Here is a 25,918-nt window from a genome sequence, read left to right on the forward strand (position 1 = left end):
ATGACACAGCAAGATGTTCAATTGTTTTCGCTAAGCCAGCCACAGCAACGGATTTGGTATACGGAGCTTCTGTATCCTAATCGGAACACATCAACAATTATTGCAACAGTAAAAATCAGGGGAACTGTTCGTATAGATGCCTTGCAGCAAGCAATGAACCGGGTGATTGCCCAAAATGATTCTTTCCGTATCAAGATCACTGCTCAGGATGGGATTCCATATCAATATGTAGAGCCGTTTACGGCGGAAAATATAGAAACGCTCCAAGTTGCCCCGGAAGAAGCGAATGTATGGTTAAAGCGTCATAATCCACAGCCGTTCTCATTGTTGGATTCGCAGCTGTACCGATTTGTTATCTTGCAGCTCGGAGCAGAAGAAACATGGTTTAATTTTAAAATGCATCATATTATTTCAGACGGTGTGTCCATGAATCAGGCCATTAATGAAATCACCGGACATTATATGGATATTGTGCATGGTACAGGTCAAGATGCACCGACCAAAGACAATCCATATCTGGATTTTATCCAGGTAGAGCAAAGCTATGAGCAATCAGACCGTTATCAAAAGGACAAAACGTACTGGACAGAAAAGTTTGCCGATTTGCCAGAGACTACAGGTTTGAAATCATATAACCCGCTGACACTGAGCACAGCTGCACGCCGGGAGAGCTTTATACTGGAACATGAGTTGTATCGTGGTGTTACGGCTTTTTGCGAGGAACATAAAATTAGTATTTTCACGTTCTTCCTGGCGGCTCTGTATATTTATTTGCATAAAGTGACGGGAGAGCAGGACCTAACCGTGGGGACACTCTATGCCAACCGTACGTCTAAGAAGGAAAAGGATACCATCGGTATGTTCGTCAGCACCGTGGCTACGCGTCTGTTGGTCGAACCAGAATCCGAACTGCTGACCTTCCTGCAAGGTGTAGGGAAGGAGCAGGCGTCCATTTTGCGGCATCAGCGTTACCCGTACAACAAAATTATTCAGGATTTGCGTGAACAGCAAAGCAGTCTGGACATTCAGCGTCTGTTTGGTGCTTCCATTCAGTACCGTACCTTGAGTTTCTCCCGGTTTGATGAAGCGATTCAGCAGGTTGATAACGATTTCTGCGGAGATACGGTGAACGACTTCGATATTCACATGGTTGAAATGCTGGATGACGATAGACTCGTGCTGTACCTGGATTATCGTACCGAGCTGTTTAGTGAACAGGAAATTGCTCGAATTATTCGACAATTTTTGAGTGTGGCGGAGCATATGGTGCAGGGCCCACACAAGCGGATACAGGAATTGTCGCTGATCAGTGAGGAAGAACGGGCGCAAATCATCGATGTATTCAATGCTACAGCGGTGGAATATCCACACGAAGCAGGCATTCATGAGTTGTTTGAGGAACAGGCTGAACGTACACCGAATCAGATAGCAGTTGTGTTCGGAAATGCCCGTTTAACTTATGGCGAACTGAATGTTAAAGCAAATCGACTGGCTCACACGTTGCGCGGATACGGTGTTACCGCCGAGCAAACTGTAGGTATCGTTGCTGAGCGTTCCACGGATATGATTGTCGGCATGTTGGCGATTCTCAAAGCGGGCGGCGCATATGTGCCGATTGACCCTGATTATCCGGCTGAACGTGTACGTTACCTGCTGGAAGATTCGGGGGCAAAGTTGCTGCTGGTGCAGCATGCAGAACAGCAACTGGAGGAATACACCGGAATCGTACTGGATCTGAGCGATGCTAAGGTGTACGGGGCAGAGAATGACCAAGGCTTGAATACCGTACATTGGGAGCAAAACGAGGCTTATCATGCGGATTATACCAATTATACAAATCTGAAAAATGAGATTTTAAATGAATCATCCTCGTCTGTCGTAGACAGCACTGCTGGAGAACAAGAACGTAAATTTGGAAACCGACTAGCTTATTTGATGTACACTTCGGGCACGACCGGACAGCCCAAAGGGGTTATGGTAGAACATCGCAATGTCGTGCGTTTGGTGAAAAGTACAAACTATGCGCAATTAGATGCTGATACACGCATTTTGCAAACTGGCGCCGTTGTCTTTGACGCGTCCACCTTCGAAATTTGGGGTGCGCTATTGAATGGTGGACAGCTCGTGCTGGTAAGTCAGGATGTCATTTTGGACGCTCCAAAGCTCAAGGCAGCCGTGCGCAACCATGGTATCACGACAATGTGGCTGACTGCGCCGCTCTTTAACCAGCTATCTCAGCAGGACTTGGAGCTGTTCGAGGGGGTACAAGAACTGCTGGTCGGTGGTGATGTGCTGTCTGTACCGCACATTAACCGGGTGCTGGAGGCTCATCCGTCCCTGCGGATCATTAACGGCTATGGGCCGACAGAAAATACAACTTTTTCTACAACTCATGCGATTGCTAGCGTGCAATTGGAAGCGGTGCCGATTGGGCGTCCGATTCACAACTCCACAGCGTATGTCGTAGACCGTTCCATGCAGCTTCAGCCTGTCGGGGCATGGGGGGAGTTGATCGTCGGCGGCGACGGGGTGGCACGTGGCTACCGGAACCGTCCGGATTTAACAGCTGAAAAGTTTGTAGACAGCCCGTTCCGCAGCGGAGAGCGCTGCTACCGCACAGGCGATTTGGTGCGCTGGAATGAGGACGGAACGCTGGAATACAAAGGACGGATTGACGCACAGGTGAAAATCCGGGGCTACCGGATTGAGTTGGGCGAGGTGGAAGCACAGCTGCTGAAGCTGGAGGCGGTGCAAGAAGCCGTCGTCATTGCACGTGAGGATGAGCAGGGGCAAAAGCAGCTCTGTGCATATGTAGTCACCCTTGCGGATATCGCGGCTAGTGAGCTGCGAAGCGCCTTGAGCCAAGAATTGCCGGGTTACATGGTACCGTCATATTTTGTGCAGTTGGAGCAATTGCCGTTGACACCAAATGGCAAAGTGGATCGTCGGGCATTGCCGCAACCAGAAGGAAGCGTGGATTCCGGTGAGGATTACGTAGCGGCACGTAATGAGGTAGAACGTACGCTAGTGTCTGTGTGGCAATCTGTACTTGGTATTGAGCATATTGGTGTGCTGGATAACTTTTTCCATCTGGGGGGCGACTCGATTAAGGCCATCCAGGTGTCTTCAAGACTGCTGCAAAATGGTTACAAGCTGGAAATGAGGGAGTTGTTCCAGTATCCGACGATTGCTGAGCTGAATGGACGAGTGCAGCGGGTGAGCCGTGTTTCCGATCAAGGAGAAGCCAGTGGAAACGTGGTATTGACACCGATTCAACACTGGTTCATTGAACAGCAGCCATCCAATCCTGAACACTATAACCAGGCTCTGATGCTGCATCGTGAGGATCGATTGGATGAAACGGCGCTTCGTCAGGCACTGCAACGCATTGTCGAGCACCATGATGCTTTGCGCATCGTATTCCGCCAAAATGCGGACGGTGGGTATGAAGCATGGAACCGTGGCGTGCAAGAAGGAGAATTGTACAGCCTCGAAGTAGTTGATTTTACAAATGAGTCTGACTTTGCTCATTTGCTGGAGAACAAAGCCAGCGAAATTCAAAGCAGTATCCGTCTAGATGAAGGCCCTTTGGTGAAGCTGGGTCTGTTCCGTTGCACCGATGGAGACCATTTGTTGGTAGCGATCCACCATTTTGTGGTCGACGGTGTGTCTTGGCGTATTTTGCTAGAGGATTTGGCATCCGGTTATGAGCAGGCTTTACAGGGCGAGTCTGTCCGTTTACCCAACAAAACGGATTCCTTCCGTCTGTGGGCAGATCAGCTATCCGCTTATGCGAACAGTGGCGCGTTGGAGAATGAGCGTACGTATTGGGAGCAGATTGAGCAAGCAGGGAAGAGTCAGGCATCCTTGCCTAAAGATTACACTCGTAAATCTCAGGCTAAGCCACAGCTTCGCGATGATCGGACACTGACAGTAGCGTGGACGGTAGAAGAAACGGAACAATTCTTGAAACAAGCTCATCGTGCCTACAATACGGAAGCAAACGACCTGTTGCTGACAGCTCTGGGCACTGCAATTCAGGAGTGGGCAGGCATCCGTCAGGTGCTTGTAAATCTGGAGGGTCACGGACGGGAAGCTATTTTGCCGGATGTGGATATTACGCGGACGATCGGTTGGTTTACCAGCCAATTCCCGGTTGTACTCGATATGGGCGAGGAACAGAATGTGGGACGGCGTGTCAAGAACGTCAAAGAAGGGCTGCGTCGTTTGCCGCATAAAGGAATTGGATACGGGATTTTGAGATATCTTGCTGACAGGGAAGGGGAAGCACCTTTTATCAGCGAGCCGGAAATCAGCTTTAACTATCTCGGACAATTCGATCAGGATTTAAAGAATAATGCCTTTCGCATGTCTCCTTATTCCATCGGAGCTTCCATTAGTGACACGTTAACCAAGCGGTATGCTCTGGATATCAACGGCATGATCACGGACGGTGCACTGGAGCTGACGATCAGCTACAGCAACAAAACGTTCATGAAAAAGTCAATCAAAAAGCTGGCTGATCTGCTTCAGGAGAGCTTGCGTGAGGTATTGGCTCACTGTGTGGAAAAAGAGTTGCCAGAGCTGACGCCAAGCGACTTGTCCTTCCAAGGACTGACGGCTGGAGAGCTGGATCATATTGTAGAGCAGACGGCTGTTGCGGGAGAACTGGAAAACATTTATTCGCTCACACCCATGCAAAAAGGCATCCTGTTCCACGGCTTAATGGAGCCGAAATCAGGGGCGTACTTTGAGCAGGCGACATTTGATCTGCAAGGCAGCTTTCAAGTGGAGGCTTTTGCCGAAAGCTTAAATCAACTGGTGGATCGCCATCAAATATTCAGAACGAATTTTTATAGCGGCTGGAATGAGCAGCCTTTACAGGTGGTGTACCGCCACAAACATGCCGGGTTCCGTTTTGAAGATCTGCGTTCAATCGGACAAGGAGAGCAGGACGCATACATTGCTGATTTTGCTGAGCGTGACAAAGTCGAAGGTTTTAATTTCAGCTCAGGCGAGCTGATGCGGGTGTCTGTTTTGCGTACAGGCGAGGAGTCGTACCGTTTTGTATGGAGCTTCCACCATATTTTGATGGACGGCTGGTGCTTGTTCCTAGTTGTGGGGGAAGCATTTAATACGTACTTTGCCATCCTCGAAGACCGCAAGCCGGAGCTTGTCCCGATAACGCCATACAGCGAATATATTGAATGGCTGGAGCGACAGGACAACGCGGAGGCTGAACGGTTCTGGAGTGATTACTTTGCTGGTTTCGAGCAGCAGACGGTATTGCCGCAGGCAAAACAGCTGGACGGTCACGCTAAAGAATATGAAGCGGACAAACTTTCGTTTACACTGGACCGCGAAGTGACGGAACGGATGAACAAGCTGGTTAAGCAAAAGCAAGTGACGGTCAATACACTGCTGCAAGCAGCGTGGGGCGTTGTGCTGCAACGGTATAACAACAGTCGGGATGTTGTATTTGGCAGTGTCGTATCCGGCAGATCAGCGGATATTCCGGGTATCGATACAATGGTTGGTTTGTTCATTAATACGGTTCCTGTACGGATTCACAGTGAGAAAGATATTACGTTTGCTGCGTTAATGAAGCAGATACAGGAGCAGGCACTGGCTTCCCGTGCTTATGAAACCTATCCGTTGTATGAAATTCAGGCCCTGACAGAGCAAAAACAGGACCTGGTGAACCATATTATGGTGTTTGAAAACTACCCAGTGGAACAGCGTATGGAGCAAATGGGTAGCCGTGGTGAGAATGGTTTTACAATTACAAATGCTTCCGTATCGGAGCAAACGAACTATGATTTCAACATTACGGTTGTGCCGGGTGATGAAATTCATGTCCATTTAGAGTACAACGCGCGAGTATTGGAACGTACAGCTATAGAGCAAATCCGCGGGCATTTGCTGCATATGATTGAAGAAGCGATTAACAGACCAGATGCGCCGGTAGATGAGCTTGAGTTGGTGACTGCTTCGGAAAAAGCGAAAATCATCGACGGTTTTGGATCAGTAGGCGTATCTGCATGGAGTGATGAAAAGCAATCAGAAGGGTTGTTCCACGCCTATGTGGAAGAACAAGCGCAGCTTGTGCCGGATCACGTGGCAGTTGTATACGAGGAGCGGCAGCTTACGTATCGCGAGCTGAACGAGCGTGGGAACCAACTTGCTCGTAGATTGCGGAATGAAGGCATTGGGCGTGAATCCATTGTTGGTATTTTGAGCGAGCGCTCGGTGGACATGCTGGTCGGCGTATTGGCGGTATGGAAAGCCGGAGGTGCATATGTACCTTTAGATGCGGATTATCCGTCTGACCGTATCCGCTTTATGCTGGAGGACAGCGGCGCTACGGTGCTACTGACTCAAACAGGTTTGCAGGAGCGTGCCCAAGCATGGCTGAATGAAAGCCGATGGGCTTTGGCCGAAGGAAAGGCTGAGGGTGAGCTGGAAACGGCGGTTAGCATTGAAACGATGGAAAGAGACAGCCTTAATGAGAAATTAAGCTTGAAATCAGATTCGTCATCTGATAGTGAAGCAGCATCCGAACCCGCAACGGGACTGCGTCTGCACACCGTGCTGGCGTTGGACGATGAGTCGCTGTACATCGGGGATGCCACGGATGTGGAACCTATCAATGAGCCGCAGGATCTGGCGTACGTGATCTACACGTCCGGTACAACGGGGCGTCCAAAAGGGGTCATGATTGAGCATCGCAGCTTGGTGAATACGGCTGCGGCCTATCGCCGGGATTACCGTCTGAACCAGTTCCCGGTACGCCTGTTACAACTGGCGAGCTTCTCCTTCGACGTGTTCGTCGGCGATATCGCGCGGGCGCTCTATAACGGTGGCACGATGGTCATCTGTCCGAAAGATGATCGCATTGACCCAAGCCGTCTATACGGCTGGATTCGCGACTATCAGATTACGGTGTTCGAATCAACCCCGGCCTTGATTGTACCGTTTATGCAGCATGTGCATGAACACGGGCTGGACATGAGCAGTCTGGAATTGCTGATCACCAGCTCGGATAGCTGCAGCGTGACGGATTACCGGGTGCTGCAAGAACGATTTGGCGCGGATATTCGCATTATGAACAGTTACGGCGTCACGGAAGCGGCAATCGACTCTAGTTTCTACGACGAAGAACTGTCGAAGCTGCCAAGTAGCGGCAATGTACCGATTGGCCAGGCGTGGCTGAACGCACGCTTCTACATTGTGGACAGCCAGCTGAATCCGGTGCCGATCGGCGTACTGGGTGAGCTGTGCATTGGCGGAGCCGGGGTAGCACGAGGCTACCTGAACCGTGCCGACCTGACGGCCGAGAAATTCGTAGCGAATCCGTATGTACCGGGTGAACGATTGTATCGCACAGGTGACCTCGCGCGGTGGATGCCGGACGGCAATGTGGACTTTATCGGCCGGATGGATTATCAGGTCAAAATCCGGGGATATCGGATCGAGCTGGGCGAGATTGAAACGGCAATCCAGCGGGTGCCGGGTGTGCGTCAAGCGGTAGTCATCGACCGGACGGACGAACGCGGACACAAGTATTTGTGCGGATACATCACGGGAGAAGTGGAGCTGCGGATCGAGGAGGTACAGGCCGAGCTGGAAGCAGGACTGCCAGCACATATGGTGCCGGCACGCTTGATGCGACTGGAGACCTTGCCACTGACCCACAATGGAAAAATCGACCGCAAGGCCTTGCCGGAACCGGAAGGAAGCATCCATACCGGTGCAGCCTATGTGGCTCCACGTACTTCGGTAGAACAGGTTTTAGCTTCAGTGTGGGCCGGGGTGTTGGGTGTCGAAACGGTAGGCACGCAGGATAACTTCTTTGAACTGGGCGGCGATTCGATCAAAGCGCTGCAAGTATCCTCCCGATTGCTGCAAGCAGGTTATCGACTGGACATGAAAGACCTCTTCAGCAATCCGACGGTAGCGTTACTCAGTCCTTTACTTCGTACTGATGGCAAGATGGCCAGTCAGGAAGAAGTCGTAGGCCAGGTGGAATTGACACCCATTCAGCGGTGGTTCTTCGAGCAGCGGCCGGTTGATCTGCACCACAGCAACCAGGCGATGATGCTGTATCGAGCTGGGCGCTTTGACATAGACGCGCTGCGCCGTACGATGGACCGTATTGTCCAGCATCATGACGCATTGCGCACTGTATTCCGTGAGACGGAGCAGGGTTATGTCGCTTGGAACCGCAGTGTGGAGGAAGGCGAGCTATACACGCTGGACATTATAGATTTTAGCGGAGTGGAAGACGAATTCACCGCTGTCGAAGCCAAGGCGAGTGAAATTCAAGCGAGCATTCACTTGAGCGAGGGTCCACTTGTGAAGCTCGGTCTGTTCCATTGCGCTGAGGGCGACCATTTGCTAATCGTCATTCATCATCTGGTTGTGGACGGTGTATCATGGCGCATTTTGCTGGAGGACTTGGCAGCCGGATATGAGCAGGCCGTTGCAGGTAAAACGGGTAAAGCTATTCAACTGCCGCATAAAACAGATTCCTACCAGGTATGGGCCAAACAGCTGTCAGCCTACGCAAATCGTGTAACGATGGAGCGGGAGTTTGCCTACTGGCAGCATATCGAACAGGCGGAAGCCAGCCTCGCGAAGCCTCTGCCGAAGGATTTTGCGAATGACAATGCTCTGCTTGGAGACAGCGAGGTAGTGACAGTCAGCTGGACGAAGCAGGAAACCGAGCAGCTGCTCAAACAAGCTCATCGCGCGTACAACACGGAAATGAATGACCTGCTGCTGGCCGCACTCGGCAAAGCCGTGTATGAATGGTCTGGTTCCGAACGGGTGCTGGTTAACTTGGAAGGCCACGGACGGGAAGCCGTTGTACCCGACGTGGATATTACGCGCACAGTCGGCTGGTTTACGAGCCAGTTCCCGGTTGTTCTGGATGGAAGTCTGGGACAAGGTGGAAATACCGCTCGTTTGATCAAACGGGTCAAGGAAGGGCTGCGTCATATTCCGCAAAAAGGCATCGGTTATGGTATTTTGCGATACCTGTCGGATACAAATGTTCTGGAGAAAGCAGGCGTGCAGTTAAAGACTCAGCCTGAGATCAGTTTTAACTATCTGGGCCAATTCGATCAGGATTATAAAGGTAACGATCTGAAGCCTTCCTCCTATTCCATTGGTGTGCCTGTTAGCACGAACGCGGCTATGGATTTTGCACTAGATATCAATGGATTAATCGAGGATGGCGAGCTGATGTTCACTATTCGCTACGGCACCACACAATTCCGGCACGAAACGATTGCACGGCTTGGAGAACTACTGGCATCCGGCTTGCGTGAGGTGATTAGCCATTGCATTGCGCAGGAAAGAACGGTGTTGACCCCAAGTGATGTCTTGTTAAAACATGTAACGCTGGACGAGCTGGAGCAATTGGTGAAAGATACACAAGATATGGGTGAACTAGAAAATGTGTATGCTTTGACGCCGATGCAAAAAGGTATGCTCTTCTTCAGTCTAATGGATGAGAGTTCGGCAGCTTATTTTGAGCAGGCAACCTTTGAATTGAATGGACGTTTTGATGTGGTTGCTTTCAGCAAAAGCTTTGATTTGCTCGTACAGCGTCATGAGGCGTTACGGACGAACTTTATCAGTTTATGGAAGGATGAACCTGTGCAGGTCGTCTTCCGTAATCGTAGCGGGCAATTATATTATGAAGACTTGCGCGGATTAGAAAAAGAGGAACGAGAAGCGCGTGTTGAGGCTTTTACCCTTGCCGATAAAGCGAAAGGATTCAATCTCGCAGAGGATGCACTCATTCGTATTTCGATCCTGCAAACCGGGGATGAAACATATCACTTTATCTGGAGCTTCCATCACATTTTGATGGATGGCTGGTGCTTGTCCTTTATGACACAGGAGGTATTCGGTAGCTATCTGGCACTGCGTGCGGGTCATGAGCCAGCGCTGGAGCCAGTCACGCCGTTCAGTCGATTTATTGAATGGCTGGAACGTCAGGACCGTGAGGCAGCTTTGCAATACTGGCGTGGGTATCTGGCGGACTACGAGCAGCAAATTACGCTTCCACAGCAAAAAACACAGCCTAAATCGATGCACACCGGGGAATATGTTGCTGAAGATCTGGATTGCGAATTCCAGCCAGAGCTGGTTGCCCAGATCGAACAAGTGGCGAAGCAAAATCAGGTGACGATCAATACGCTGATTCAGACGGTATGGGGCGTCTTGTTGCAAAAATATAATAATAGTTCGGATGTTGTGTTCGGCAGCGTTGTGTCCGGTCGCCCAGGGGATATTCCAGGTGTGGAGCACATGATTGGGCTATTCATTAACACGATTCCAGTGCGCGTGCAGTCTGAACAAGGTGAAACCTTTGTCGAGCTGATGAAACGAACACAGCGGCAGGCGCTGGCTTCCAATGGTTATGATGCGTTCCCGCTGTATGAAATTCAAGCACTGACCGAGCAGAAGCAGGATTTAATCAATCATATTATGATATTTGAAAATTATCCGGTGGAGCAGCAGGTAGAGCAGTTGGGCAGTGATGGACAGGATAAATTTACGATTTCGAACGTGGTGTCTACAGAGGAAACCAACTATGATCTGAACGTCGTCGTTATGCCAGGTGAAGGCATCAAGATTCGTTTTATGTATAACACGCTCAGCTTTGATCAAGCAGGTATTGAGCGTCTGTATGGGCATTTTGCACGCCTACTGGAGCAAATTTCGCTCAATCCGCATGTTCGTGTTGAAGAGCTGGAACTACTCACAGCGGCAGAAAAGCAGCAGATTACAGCGGCATTTAATGACACCGCTTGTGCATTCCCATGCAAACAGACGATCCATCAGCTGTTCGAGGAGCAGGTAGAATATACGCCGGATCAGGTGGCATTGGTGTTTGGACATCAGAGTCTGACTTATCGGGAACTGAATGAACGGGCGAATTCATTGGCACGAATGCTTCAAGCACAAGGAGTAGGACCTGACAAACGGGTCGGACTGATGGTACAGCGTTCAGTGGAAATGATCGTAGGTCTCCTGGCTGTTCTCAAAGCAGGTGGTGCTTATGTACCGATTGATCCCGAATTTCCGTCCTCTCGTATTGCATACATGCTGGAAGATAGCGAGGCCACAGTGCTTCTAACCAGTCGTGATCTGTTGGAAGAGCATCATTGCAACGCCAATGCCATATTTCTTGAGGATGCAGCCTTGTATCAGGGAGAAAGCGGCAACCTGGAGACGGTTGCCCTCCCAGAGCATTTGGCTTATGTCATCTATACGTCTGGTTCGACTGGAAATCCGAAAGGAGTTATGCTCCAGCATCGCTCGGTCCTCAACTTTATTACCGGAATGCGCGAAGTCATTGACTTTGAAGCGAGCCAAACCATTTTGTCACTGACGACCATTTCATTCGATATTTTCGTCTTGGAAACCATCTTGCCCCTGTTGGGTGGAATGACGGTGGTGCTTGGCGACAGCCAGCATCAGGTGAATCCGCAGGCGCTGGGTGAATTGATTGCACATCATCATATTGAGATGTTGCAAATGACCCCATCCCGGTTGCAAATGCTGCTGGGTCATGAAGCAGGTTCCCGCGCACTGCAAAGCGTGAAGGCCATTATGGTCGGGGGCGAAGCCCTTCCGTCCAAGCTGCTGGCAGCACTGCAAGAAATAAACGGTCCTCGCATTTATAACATGTACGGACCTACAGAAACGACGGTGTGGTCGACCGTGCAGGAACTGACCCATGCGGAGCACATTAATATTGGACGTCCTATTGCGAATACCCAAATCTATATCATGAATGCGAATGGAGAATTGCAGCCCGTCGGCGTACCGGGTGAGTTATGTATTGCAGGGGAAGGATTGGCCCGTGGGTATTGGAAACGTGAAGAACTGACGGGCGAGAAATTTGTGAATAATCCGTTTGCTGATGACAAGTCAGACCATGAGCGGATGTATCGTACAGGCGATTTGGCAAGATGGATGCCGGACGGCAACATTGAATATTTGGGTCGGATGGACCATCAGGTCAAAATCCGGGGCTACCGGATCGAACTGGGCGAGATCGAATCGCAGCTGCTGCAGGTGGAGTCGGTACAAGAAGCGGTCATCATGGCACGCACGGACGAAACGGGTCAAACACAGCTCGTGGCGTACTACGTGGCGAGCCAAGAGCTTGGAGCTGGTGAACTGAGACATGAGCTGGGGCGGGAGCTGCCAAGCTATATGATGCCGTCGTATTTCATTCAGTTGGAGCAGATGCCGCTGACACCGAACGGTAAAACCGACCGCAAGTCCCTGCCAGCACCGGAAGGTAGCCTGCAAAGCGGAGCGGATTATGTAGAGCCGCGCACTGCACCGGAACGGGCACTCGTAACGGTCTGGCAATCCGTCCTAGGCGTGCCAACCGTCGGTATTTTAGACAATTTCTTTGACCTGGGTGGCGATTCGATCAAGGCGATTCAAATCGTATCCCGTGCGTTCCAGGCAGGCTACAAGCTGGACATGAAGGATTTGTTCCGCTATCCCCTCGTCGCAACCCTGGCACCGCATATGCACGAGGTCAGTCGTATGGCAGATCAGGGAGAAGTGAGCGGAGAAACGGCGTTGCTTCCGATCCAGCATGGGTTCTTTGCGCAGGAGCAAGTGGATGCGCATCACTTTAATCAGGCCGTTATGCTGCACCGGGAGCAGGGGTTTGACGAAGCTGCTTTGCGTCAGGCGCTTGGCAAACTAGCAGAGCACCATGATGCACTGCGGATGGTGTTCAGCAAGACTGAGCAAGGCTATAAAGCATGGAACCGCGGAATACAGGAAGGCGAGCTGTATCATCTGGACGTGCTGGACTTTAGGGATTTGACGGATGAAGCCATGCTCAGCGCAGCAATGGAGGCAAAATCCACTGAAATTCAAAGCAGTATCCAACTGCATGAAGGACCGCTGTTAAAGGCTGGTTTGTTCCACTGTGCCGATGGGGATCATCTGCTGATGGTGATTCACCATTTGGTGGTGGACGGGGTATCCTGGCGTATTTTGTTTGAGGATTTGGCTACTGCCTATGAACAGGCCGTTCATCAGGAAGTGCTTCAGCTGCCGGACAAAACGGATTCCTTCCGTTCCTGGTCACAAAAACTGTCCACCTATGCGAATAGCACAGCTATGGACAGTGAACACGCCTACTGGGAGCAATGGAACGCAGCGGCTTTGTCTGACCAAGTACGTTTACCTGAGGATCAAGCGCAGGCTGAGCCCTTTACCTTGGCTGACACCGATACAGTGGTCGTCCAGCTTACGGAGGAAGAGACATCAAAATTATTGAAGCAAGCACACCGCGCATATAACACGGAAGTGAATGATCTGCTTCTGACGGCACTGGGCATGATGCTGTACACGTGGACGGGTCATGAACGCAGCCTGATTAGTTTAGAGGGACACGGACGTGAAAACATTTTGCCGGATACGGACATTTCTCGTACGGTAGGCTGGTTTACGAGTCCATATCCGGTATTGCTGGACGTTGGTCGTGATCCCGCTTTGTCAGAACGCATCAAACAGGTCAAAGAGAGCCTGCGCCTTATTCCGAATAAAGGACTGGGCTACGGAATCTGGAGATATTTGAGTGAATCCGGCCAAGTCGCCAGTCAGCAAGCAGATACACTGAACCCTGGTCAACAGCAAGCTTTTGCCGAGCCGCAAGTGAGCTTCAATTATCTCGGACAGCTGGATCAGGACTTGCAAAACAGCGATATGCGTATGTCTCCTTACTCAATTGGATCGGTCGTTAGTGACCGGACGAAGATGAAATATGCTCTCGATGTGAGCGGAATCGTAACGAACGGCATCCTAGAACTGGACATTCGGTATAACGGCAAAGCCTTCCGTAAGGACACCGTCCACATGCTGGCTAATCTGTTAAAATCCAATCTGCTTGAAATGATCGAGCATTGTGTCACACGGGAGCGGACTGAATTGACTCCAAGTGATGTGCTGTTTAAAGGTCTGACACTGGAGCAATTAGATACGATTAAGGAGCAGACCAAGACGGTTGGAGAACTGGAAAATATGTATCCGTTAACCCCCATGCAAAAGGGGATGCTGTTCCATAGTCTGATGAATGCAGAAACAGGCGTGTATTTTGAACAGGCGACCTTTGATCTGGAGGGCTACTTTGAACCGTCCCTATTCGAGGAAAGTCTGAAGCTGCTGGTTAGCCGACATGCTATATTACGGACGAATTTCTACAGTGGTTGGTATGGCCAACCGTTGCAGATCGTCTATCGTCATAAAAATCCGAGCTTCCGTTATGAGGATGTCCGAGGCCGTGAGCACGCTATAGCTGAATTTGTGGCCCAGGATAAAGCTCAAAACTTTGATTTAGGCAAGGATGCGCTCATGCGCGTAACCGTCTTCCGCACGGGTGATAGCTCCTACCGTTTTGTATGGAGCTTCCATCATATTGTGATGGACGGATGGTGCCTGTCCCTGATGACGGACGAAGTGTTTGGGGCATATGTTGCCTTGCTGGAGCACAAGCAGCCAGAGCTCGCACCTGTCAAGCCGTATAGTGACTATATCGAATGGTTGGAACATCAGGATGCACAGGAAGCGACCCGTTATTGGAGTGACTATTTGGCAGGTTTTGAGCAGCAAACCTTGTTGCCTGGGGAGAACGCACAAGCTTCTGTCGTCGCACGGGATGAAGAACCGGACAGAAGTGGTGAAAGTTCAAATGTCGGCTATGTTTTGGAAAAGCTACCCTTTAGGTTGGGTAAAGAACGGACTGCGGCATTGAACCAAATGGCCAAGCAACAACATGTCACGATTAACACATTGCTGCAAAGTGTGTGGGGCGTTATTTTACAGCAATACAATAATCATCAGGATGTTGTGTTTGGTGGTGTGGTATCCGGTCGTCCGGCAGACCTTCCAGGCGTGGAGAACATGATTGGATTGTTTATCAACACGATTCCGGTACGCATTTGCAGTGCACCGGGTGCTACATTTGCTGAAGTATTGCAGCGCACCCAGGAACAGGCTTTGGCCTCCAGTATGTATGACACGTTCCCATTGTACGATATCCAGGCACTGACTGAACAAAAACAAGATCTGATTCATCACATCATGGTCTTTGAAAACTACCCAATCGGGCAGCAGATGAAGCAGATGGGCGGTTCTGACGAGACAAGGTCACAGACGGAATTCTCGATTGCCAATGTGGCACTTGCCGAGCAAACCAACTACGATTTCAACCTGATTGTCGTGCCTGATGAGGATATCTCTATCCTGCTTGAATACAATGCTCAGGTGTATAGCCGGTCTGCCATGGAGCGTATCCAGGGCCATATCGACCATGTCATCGGACAAATTGTGGACAATCCGAATATCCGAGTGAATGAGCTGGAATTGGTAACACCGGAAGAACAGGCACAGCTCGTTCAAGTCTGGGGGGATACGGCGGCAGCCTATCCGCAGGATCAAACGCTAAGTGCACTGTTCGAGCAGCAGGCAGCGAAAACACCGGATCAGGTGGCCGTGTTGTGCGGAGCGGAATCGCTGACCTACGCGGAGTTGAATGAGCGCGCGAACCGTTTGGCTCGAACGCTGCGTGCGGAAGGTGTTGAACCGGATCAGCCCGTGGGCATTTTGGTTCACCGCTCGCTGGACATGATTGTCGGCATCTATGCGATCCTCAAGGCAGGCGGGGCCTACGTACCCATCGATCCAGAATATCCGGCGGACCGCATCCGCTTTATGCTGGAGGACTCGGAAGCGAAGCTGGTGCTGACGCAATCGCATTTGGCGGAGCAAGCGTCACTGAGTTTCGACGGCCAGGTGCTGGTGTTGGATCGTCATGCGCAGGATGGCCAAGACATTTACCACGAAGACGGTTCGAATCTGGAGCCACTGGCTGGCCCACACCATGTAGCCTATGTTATCTATACGTCCGGTTCCACGGGAAAACCGAAGGGCGTGATGGTGGAGCACCATTCTGTGCTAAATCGGATTTTGTGGATGCATGATCGTTATGGCTTGAGTGGGGAAGATACGATTCTGCAAAAGACCGCCTTCACCTTCGACGTGTCAGTGTGGGAGCTGTTCTGGTGGTCGCTGGTCGGCTCGAAGGTGAGCCTGCTGTCGGTTGGCGGGGAAAAGAACCCGGAAGACATCGTCGACACGATTGCCCGCGATGGCGTGAGCACGATGCACTTTGTACCTGCGATGCTGCATGCGTTCCTGGAGTACGTGGAGCAGCAGCCACGAGAAGTGATGCAAGCGAAGCTGGGTACGCTGCGCCATGTGTTTGCCAGTGGTGAAGCATTACCGCCACAGCATGTGGCGCGATTCCAACGGCTGGTGTCGAGCCTGTCCGGAACGAAGCTGATCAATCTCTACGGTCCAACCGAAGCGACGGTGGACGTATCGTACTTCGATTGCGAGCCGGATGAGGAATATGGAGTTATTCCGATCGGGAAGCCGATTCAGAATATTCGTCTGTACATCGTGAAGGAAGGCACGGAGCAATTGCAGCCGATCGGGGTTGCAGGGGAGCTGTGCATCGGCGGTATCGGGGTAGCCCGCGGTTACCTGAACCGACCGGAGCTGACGGCCGAGAAATTTGTGAAAGATCCGTTTGCTGGCGGGGAAGCCGGCTATGAGCGGATGTACCGCACAGGCGATTTGGCGAGATGGATGCCGGACGGCAACATTGAATATCTGGGCCGGATCGACCATCAGGTGAAAATCCGGGGTTACCGGATTGAGCTGGGTGAGGTCGAATCGCAGCTGCTCCAAGTGGAATCGGTACGAGAAGCCGTGGTCATGGCGCGTGCAGACGAAACGGGCCAAAAACAAATGGTGGCGTACTATGTCGCGGGGCAAGAAATGGGTGCCAGCGAGCTGAGAAGTGAGCTGGGCCGGGAGCTGCCAAGCTACATGGTGCCATCGTACTTTGTACAGCTGGAGCAGATGCCGCTGAGTCCAAATGGCAAAATCGACCGCAAGGCCCTGCCAGCACCGGAAGGCAGCCTGCAAACCGGAGCGGATTATGCTGAGCCGCGTACCGCGCAAGAACGTGCTCTGGCAGCGGTCTGGCAGTCAGTACTGGGACTACAGACTGTCGGTATTTTGGACAATTTCTTTGATCTGGGCGGCGATTCGATCAAGGCGATCCAAATCGCATCGCGTGCGTTCCAGGCTGGCTATAAGCTGGACATGAAGGATTTGTTCCAGTATCCAACGGTTGCAGCACTGGCACCGCATTTGTATGAGGTCAGTCGTATGGCAGATCAAGGAGAAGTAAGCGGGAAAACCGCTTTGCTTCCGATCCAGCATTGGTTCTTTGCGCAGGAGCGCGAGCGTCCGCAGCACTTTAATCAGGCGGTCATGCTCTATCGTGCCAAGGGCTTTGATGAAACGGCGGTTTGCCGGACCATGGATCATATCGTGAAGCATCATGATGCGCTTCGTACGGTTTTCCGTCAGGCTTCAGCCGATTACGAGGCTTGGACACGCGGCGTAGATGAAGGCGCGTTGTATACGCTGGAAACCGCAGACTACCGTGAACAAGCATCCTATGCGGAAGCGCTGGAAGCGAAGGCAAATGAAATTCAAAGCAGCATCCACCTGTCCGAAGGGCCTCTGGTCAAGCTGGGATTGTTCCGCACAGCCGAGGGCGATCATTTGCTCATAGCCATTCACCATTTGGTAGTGGACGGGGTATCGTGGCGAATTCTGTTTGAAGATTTCTCGACAGGCTACGAGCAGGCGATCAAGGGTGAGCCTGTACGATTGCCCTATAAAACGGATTCCTTCCAAACATGGGCACGGGAGTTGTCGTCTTACGCCAACCGTTCAGAGGCTGCATCGGATGAAGCCTACTGGCAGCAGCTGGAACAGGCCAAAGCGAAAGCGGCACCGCTGCCTAAGGATTTTGCCTACGAGGGTTCCTTGAATGCTGACAGCGAAGTGCTGACAGTAGAGTGGACCGAAGCTGAAACCCAGCAACTGCTAAAGCAGGCACATCGCGCCTATAACACCGAGGTCAATGATTTGCTATTGACCGCGTTAGGATTGGCGATGCACAACTGGACAGGCGCAGGACAGGTGCTGGTGAATCTGGAGGGACATGGCCGGGAAGCAATCCTGCCAGAGGTGGATATTACACGTACAGTAGGCTGGTTTACGAGCTTGTATCCGGTGCTGCTGGACACAAATGTCAACCTGACGCTGGCCCAGCGGATTAAAGAAACGAAGGAAGGTCTGCGCCGGATTCCACATAAAGGGCTGACGTATGGCACATGGCGCTACTTGTCCCCTGCGTTCGCATCGGATGAAACGCATGCGATTGGAGCAGAACCGGAAATCAGCTTTAACTATTTGGGGCAGGTCGATCAGGGTGTGCAAAACAGTGGAATCACATGGTCATCCTATAGCGCAGGGGAGACAGAGGATGCCCATTCACCGCTGCAATATACGCTGGATTTGAATGCAATGATCTCGGAAGGCACGCTGCGCTTGACGATTGCTTACAGCCGTAAGCAGTATCGCCAAGAAACGCTGGAACGTGTGGCGGGACTGCTGCAATCTGCTTTGCAAGAGGTCATTGCGCATTGTTCCGCTCAGGAGCATCCGGAACTGACGCCAAGTGATGTGTCCTTCAAAGGTTTGACGACTCAGGAACTGGAACAGATCGCGGAACAGGCAGCACGTATCGGTGAGCTGGAAAATGTGTACGCACTGACGCCGATGCAAAAGGGGATGCTCTTTTACAATCTGATGGATTCGCAATCGGGAGCGTATTTTGAACAGGCATCCTTTGATCTGCGAGGACAGTTTAATATCGCTGCATTTGCGGCCAGTCTGGATGTATTGGTGCAGCGGCATACGGTACTGCGCACGAACTTTTACAGTGGCTGGAAAGATGAACCGCTTCAGGTCGTGTATCGGAATAAGCGCAGCGAACTGTATGTAGAGGATTTGCGGGATATGGAGCAAGAGCAGCAAAACGAGTACATCCTCGAATATACGCGTAAAGACAAGCAAAGAGGCTTTGATCTGGCACAAGATGCTTTGATGCGTGTGGCTGTTTTGCGCACAGGTGAGGATGCGTACCGTTTTGTATGGAGCTTCCATCATATCGTGATGGACGGCTGGTGCTTGTCGTTGGTGACAGGCGAAGTGTTTGCGAGTTATTTTGCGATACTGGCTCATAAGCAGCCTGAACTGGCACCTGTAACGCCGTACAGTCAATATATCGAATGGCTGGAACAGCAGGATCGTCAGGCCGCATCAGGTTACTGGAGCAAGGTTCTGGAAGGATATGAGGAACAGTCCCGCCTGCCACAGGCTAAAATTCAGGGCAAAACGGAATATCAGGCGGAGCGTCTGGATTTTGACTTGGGCGCGGATCTAACGGCAGGCATTCAGCGCGTAGCCAAGCGTTATCAGGTAACGATCAATACGTTGATGCAGACCGTTTGGGGCCTGTTGCTGCAAAAATATAATGGTACAGATGATGTGGTGTTTGGCAGCGTGGTATCTGGACGTCCAGCAGACATTCCGAATGTGGAGCATATCATTGGTCTGTTTATCAATACCATTCCTGTACGCATCCGCAGTCAAGTGGACAGTTTATTCTCCGATGTGATGAAGCAAACCCAGGAGCAATCGATTGCTTCCCATACCTATGATACGTATCCGTTGTATGAAATTCAGGGGTTGTCGGAGCTTAAGCAGGATTTGATCAATCATATTCTTATTTTTGAGAACTATCCGGTAGAGGAACAATTGGAGCAATTAGGTAGCAGTGATGAGTCCAGCTTCAGCATCACCGGAGCCGAGTCTGTCGAGCAGACCAACTATGACTTTAACCTGGTGGTGCTGCCAGGGAACACCATTCATATGAGCTTTGGGTATAATGCCCTGGCCTTTGAACGGGAAAGTGTAGAGCAAATTCGAGGTCATCTGGTACAGCTGCTGGAACAGGTGACAGCGAAGCCGGACATTCGCGTGTATGAGCTGGATATGGTAACCACGCGGGAACGTGAGCAAATTCTCAGCGTATGGGGAGATACGGCGACCGAGTATCCAAGCGAGCAAACGATCCATGGCTTGTTCGAGGCGCAAACCGCGCAGACGCCGGAGCAGACAGCCTTGTTCTTTGAAGGAGAGCAATTAACCTATCGCGAGCTGAATGAACGCGCCAATCGATTAGCTCGTACCTTGCGCAGTCAAGGCGTGACGAAAGATCGTTTGGTGGGTCTGATGACTGAGCGGTCGGTGGACATGATCGTAGGTATCTTCGGGATTTTAAAAGCCGGAGGTGCATATGTACCCATCGATCCAACCTATCCGGAAGAGCGTATCCGCTATATGCTGGATGACTCGGGTGCGAAGCTGCTGTTGACACAAGGTCATCTGGTGGACAAAGCAGTTATCGATGGCCAAGTGCTGGTGCTGGATGGAGCGCAAACGGTGTATCACGAGGATGGTTCCAACCTGGAGCGGTGGTCCGGTCCGAACGATTTGGCGTATGTGATCTACACGTCGGGTACAACGGGGCAGCCGAAGGGCGTGATGCTGGAGCATCACGGGCTGTGCAATCTGAAAACGTATTTTGATCAGACACTCAAGATCCGTACGTCGGATCATGCGCTGCTGTTCGCCAGCTATTCGTTTGATGCGGCTTGCTGGGAAATCTTCCAGGCGTTGTTCTGTGGAGCCACGTTATATGTGCCAACGACAGAAACGATTTTGAACTACGAGCGGTTTGAGCAATATATGGCGGATCATCAGATCACGGTGGCCGCTTTGCCGCCGACCTATGCGGTGTATCTGGAGCCAGAACGGATGCCAAACCTGCGTATTTTGTTTACGGCGGGTTCAGCATCCTCAACCGAGCTGGTATACAAGTGGAAAGATCAGGTGGCGTACTACAACGGCTACGGTCCCACCGAAAACTCAGTGGCGACGTCGATCTGGCCCGTATCCGAGGATGAGAGAGCCGGACAACTGATTTCCATCGGACGCCCTGTGCCGAATCATCGGGTGTACATGGTGGATGTGTATGGACATTTGGCTCCGGTCGGCGTAGCGGGTGAGCTGTGCGTGTCCGGTCCGGGTCTGGCGCGTGGTTATCTGGATCGTCCAGAGCTGACGGCGGAGAAATTTGTAGCGAACCCGTTTGCGGTTGGGGAAGCAGGCTATGAACGAATGTACCGTACGGGTGACTTGGCGAGATGGATGCCGGACGGCAACATCGAATATTTGGGCCGGATCGACCATCAGGTGAAAATCCGGGGCTACCGGATCGAGCTGGGCGAAGTCGAGGCACAAATATTGAAAGTGGAAGATGTGCAAGAGGTCATCGTGCTGGCCCAAGCGGACGAGCAGGGGCAGAACCAACTGGTGGCGTACTATGTTGCTGAACGGGAAGTAAGCGCGGGTGAGCTACGCAGCTTACTGGGCGAGGAGCTACCAAACTACATGGTGCCTTCGTATTTCATCCAGCTAGAGCAAATGCCACTGACGCCGAACGGTAAAATCGACCGCAAGGCCCTGCCGGCACCAGAGGGCAGTCTGCAAAGCGGAGCGGATTATGTAGAGCCGCGCACAGCGCTGGAGCAGACTTTGGTTTCGATTTGGCAGGCTGTATTAGGAGCGAAGAGAGTCGGGATTTTGGATAATTTCTTTGATCTGGGCGGCGATTCGATCAAAGCGATCCAGGTATCCTCCCGTTTGCTGCAAGCGGGCTACAAGCTGGACATGAAGGATTTGTTCCAATATCCTTCCATCTCGCTGCTGAGTGGTCATGTACACAAGGTCAGCCGCACAGCCGATCAGCGGGTGGTTTCGGGGGCAGTTAGATTGACCCCGATTCAGCAATGGTTCTTTGGACAATCCTCAGCAGAGCCACATTATTTCAACCAGTCGGTGATGCTGTATAGGGCGCAAGGCTTCGATGAAGCCGCATTGCGTGAAACGGTGACCAAGGTAACGGAGCATCATGATGCGCTACGTATGGTCTTCCGTCAGACCGAACAGGGCTATGAAGCGTGGAATCGCGGTTTGAACGAAGGTCAGCTGTACAGTCTGGACGTTGTTGATTTGACGGGTATCAAAGATGCTGCGGATGTGGCGGTGGCGATTGAAATGAAAGCGAATGCCATCCAAAGTTCCATTCGTCTGGACGAGGGACCACTGGTCAAGCTGGGGCTTTTCCGCTGCATGGATGGAGATCATTTACTGATTGCGATTCACCATTTGGTCGTAGACGGGATTTCATGGCGGATTGTGTTTGAGGATTTTGCCGCGGGATATGAGCAGGCGGTTCGTGGAGAAGCCATTCGTTTGCCATATAAAACGGACGCTTTCTCCACTTGGGCAGAGCGCTTATCACAATATGCGAATAGTCCGGCCATCGAAGACGAACGCGAATACTGGCACCGTCTTGCCCAAACGGAAGTTGCATCGTTGCCTAAGAATCAAGAGAGAGCAGAGGGACAACATTCTCTAATCAGAGACACTGCGACGGTGAGCGTAGCTTGGAGTGAACAGGAAACACGACTGCTGCTTCAGGAAGCACACCGTGCGTACCACACCGAGGTCAATGATCTGCTGTTAACCGCACTCGGCACAGCATTATATAACTGGAGCGGTCAGGAGCGTGTGCTGGTCAATCTGGAGGGACATGGCCGGGAAGCCATTGTTCCAGATATTGACATCACCCGTACCGTGGGCTGGTTTACAAGCCAATATCCGGTGCTGCTGGGTGTGGACGGAAAGGCAGCAGTCGGGCAGCGAATCAAGCGGGTGAAGGAAGACCTGCGCCATGTGCCGCATAAGGGCATTGGCTATGGTGTTTTGAAATATATGTCTCAGCATGATGCCCATCCTTCCTGGACCCTGCAGCCTGAAATTAGCTTTAACTATTTAGGACAATTTGATCAGGACTTGGAAAATGGGGATATCGTTCTGTCTTCACATCCAGGTGGAGAGCCGATGAGTGACCATACCGTTCTGGAGCATCCTTTGAATGTGAACGGAATGATTACAGCGGGCGCGCTGACACTGGACATTCGCTATGACAGTAAGGTATATCATCAGCAAAATGTAGAAAAATTTGCGCAGTTGCTGCAGGAAAGCTTGCAGGAAGTGATCGCTCATTGTGCCTCCAAAGAGCGGAGTGAGCTAACACCAAGCGATGTATTGTTCAAGGGCTTGACGCTTGGGCAACTGGAGCAATTGACGGAGCAAACAGCTTCTGTGGGCGAGCTGGAAAATGTGTATGCTCTTTCGCCTATGCAGAAGGGGATGCTGTTCCATAGCTTGATGGAGCCGGAGTCAGGTGCCTACTTCCAGCAAGCGTCGTTTGATCAAAAAGGCAGCTTTGATGTAGCTGTTTTCCGCAAGAGTCTGGATGTACTGACACAGCGTCATGAAGCACTGCGAACGAATTTCCATATGTTTGAGACAGGGCACAGTCAGGAGCCATTGCAGATCGTGTTCCGTCACAAAGATAGCGACCTTTCTTTCCAAGATATACGGGAAATGCAGGAAGCGGAGCAACAGGCGTATATCCAGGCGTTTAAGCAAGAGGACCAGGCTAGAGGCTTTAATCTTGGTACGGATGCACTCATGCGCGTACAGGTATTGCAAACCCATGAAGAAACGTATCATTTGGTATGGAGCTTCCATCACATTGTCATGGATGGCTGGTGCTTATCGCTGGTTACGGGTGAAGTGTTTGGTACGTACTTTGCGCTGCTGGAGCAGAAGCAGCCGGAGCTTGCAGCGATTACACCGTATGGCCAATATATCGAATGGCTAGAGCGTCAGGATGAACGTGCGGCAAAAGAATACTGGAGCAGCTATTTGGCGGGCTTTGAACAGCAAACGTTGTTGCCGGGTGCAGATGCTTTATGGAAGGAGCCAACGCCGGACAGCAAGGAAAAAGAAAAGGAACATGTTCCATCCACTACAACAAGCGACACCAGCAAATATATCTCTGAAAAAATAACGGTAGATCTGGATCCAACATGGAGCGAAGCCATACACCGGATTGCGAAGCAGCAGCAGGTCACGATTAATACGCTGATGCAGAGCGTGTGGGGCCTTATTTTGCAGAAATATAACAACAATGAGGATGTTATTTTCGGTAGTGTCGTATCTGGACGTCCAACAGATATTGCCGGCGTAGAGCATATGATTGGTTTGTTCATTAATACGATCCCGGTGCGGATTCAAAGTGAACGGAATGCCACTTTTGTGGAAGTGATGCGGAAAACGCAGGAACAGGCACTGGCCTCGGGAGCCTATGACAGCTTCCCGCTATATGAGATTCAGGCATTGACCGAGCAGAAGCAGCATCTGATTAACCACATTATGGTATTTGAGAATTATCCGGTAGAGGAGCAAGTCGAGCAGCTTAGTGAAGTTCGTCCATCCGCTTTTGAAATTACGAATGTAGAGGTTGTCGAGCAAACGAATTATGATCTGGACTTGATTGTGATGCCCGATGAAACCTTCCGCATCATGTTCAGATATAACGCCAATGTATACGATCGGTCTACGATAGAGCGAATGCAGGGACATGTACTGCATGTCATCGAGCAAATCGTGAATAATCCGCATATCCGTGTGAATGAGCTGGAATTGGTGACACCCGAAGAGCAGACGCAGATCGTTCAGGTCTGGAAGGATACGGCGGCAGCCTATCCGCAGGATCAGACGTTAAGTGCGCTGTTCGAGCAGCAGGTAGCGGAAACACCAGATCAAGTGGCAGTGCTGTACGGATCGGAATCGTTGACCTACGCGGAGTTGAATGAGCGCGCGAACCGTTTGGCTCGGACGCTGCGTGCCGCAGGTGTTGAACCGGATCAGCCCGTGGGCATTTTGGTTCACCGTTCGCTGGACATGATCGTAGGTATCTATGCGATCCTCAAAGCAGGCGGAGCCTACGTGCCCATCGATCCGGAATATCCGGCGGACCGTATCCGCTTTATGCTGGAGGACTCGGGAGCGAAGCTGGTACTGACGCAGTCGCATCTGGCCGAGCAAGCAACGCTGAGTTTCGGCGGCCAAGTGCTGGTACTGGAACACGAGGACATCTACCACGAAGATGGCTCCAATCTGGAGCCACTGGCCGGGCCACACCATGTAGCCTATGTCATCTATACCTCCGGCTCCACGGGAAAACCGAAGGGCGTGATGGTGGAGCACCATTCTGTGCTAAATCGGATTTTGTGGATGCATGATCGATACGGCTTGAGTGCAGAAGACACAATCCTGCAAAAGACCGCCTTCACGTTCGACGTATCGGTGTGGGAGCTGTTCTGGTGGTCGCTGGTCGGCTCGAAGGTGAGTCTGTTGTCCGTTGGCGGGGAAAAGAACCCGGAAGACATCGTCGACACGATTGCCCGCGATGGCGTGAGTACAATGCACTTTGTTCCCGCCATGCTGCATGCGTTCCTGGAGTACGTGGAGCAGCAGCCACGGGAAGTGATGCAAACGAAGCTGGGCACGCTGCGCCACGTATTTGCCAGCGGCGAAGCGTTGCCGCCACAGCATGTGGCCCGGTTCCAGCGGCTTGTGTCGAGCTTGGCCGGAGCGAAGCTGGTCAATCTCTACGGCCCGACCGAAGCAACGGTGGACGTATCGTACTTCGATTGCGAGCCTAATGAAACCTATTCGGTCATTCCAATCGGAAAACCGATTCAAAATATTCGTCTGTACATCGTGAAGGAAGGCACGGAGCAATTGCAGCCGATCGGGGTTGCGGGTGAGCTGTGCATCAGCGGTGTCGGCGTAGCCCGAGGCTATCTGAACCGTCCAGAGCTGACGGCAGAGAAATTCGTAGCCGATCCGTTTGCCGGCGGGGAAGCAGGCTATGAGCGGATGTACCGCACAG

The 25,918-nt window shown here is 51.6% G+C and carries 1 protein-coding gene (cut by a window edge); it reads left to right on the forward strand.

The window, feature by feature from the left end:
- On the forward strand, positions 1-25,918 hold the 5' portion of the coding sequence (locus MHI21_RS12040; protein ID WP_342420075.1) for a non-ribosomal peptide synthase/polyketide synthase. Its footprint extends 16,241 nt past the window's final position; 25,918 of the gene's 42,159 nt are visible here — the first part of the coding sequence; its start codon is at positions 1-3; its stop codon lies off the right edge, out of view.

It is taken from the genome of Paenibacillus sp. FSL H8-0168 (genome assembly GCF_038592955.1).
GTDB lineage: Bacteria > Bacillota > Bacilli > Paenibacillales > Paenibacillaceae > Paenibacillus > Paenibacillus polymyxa_B.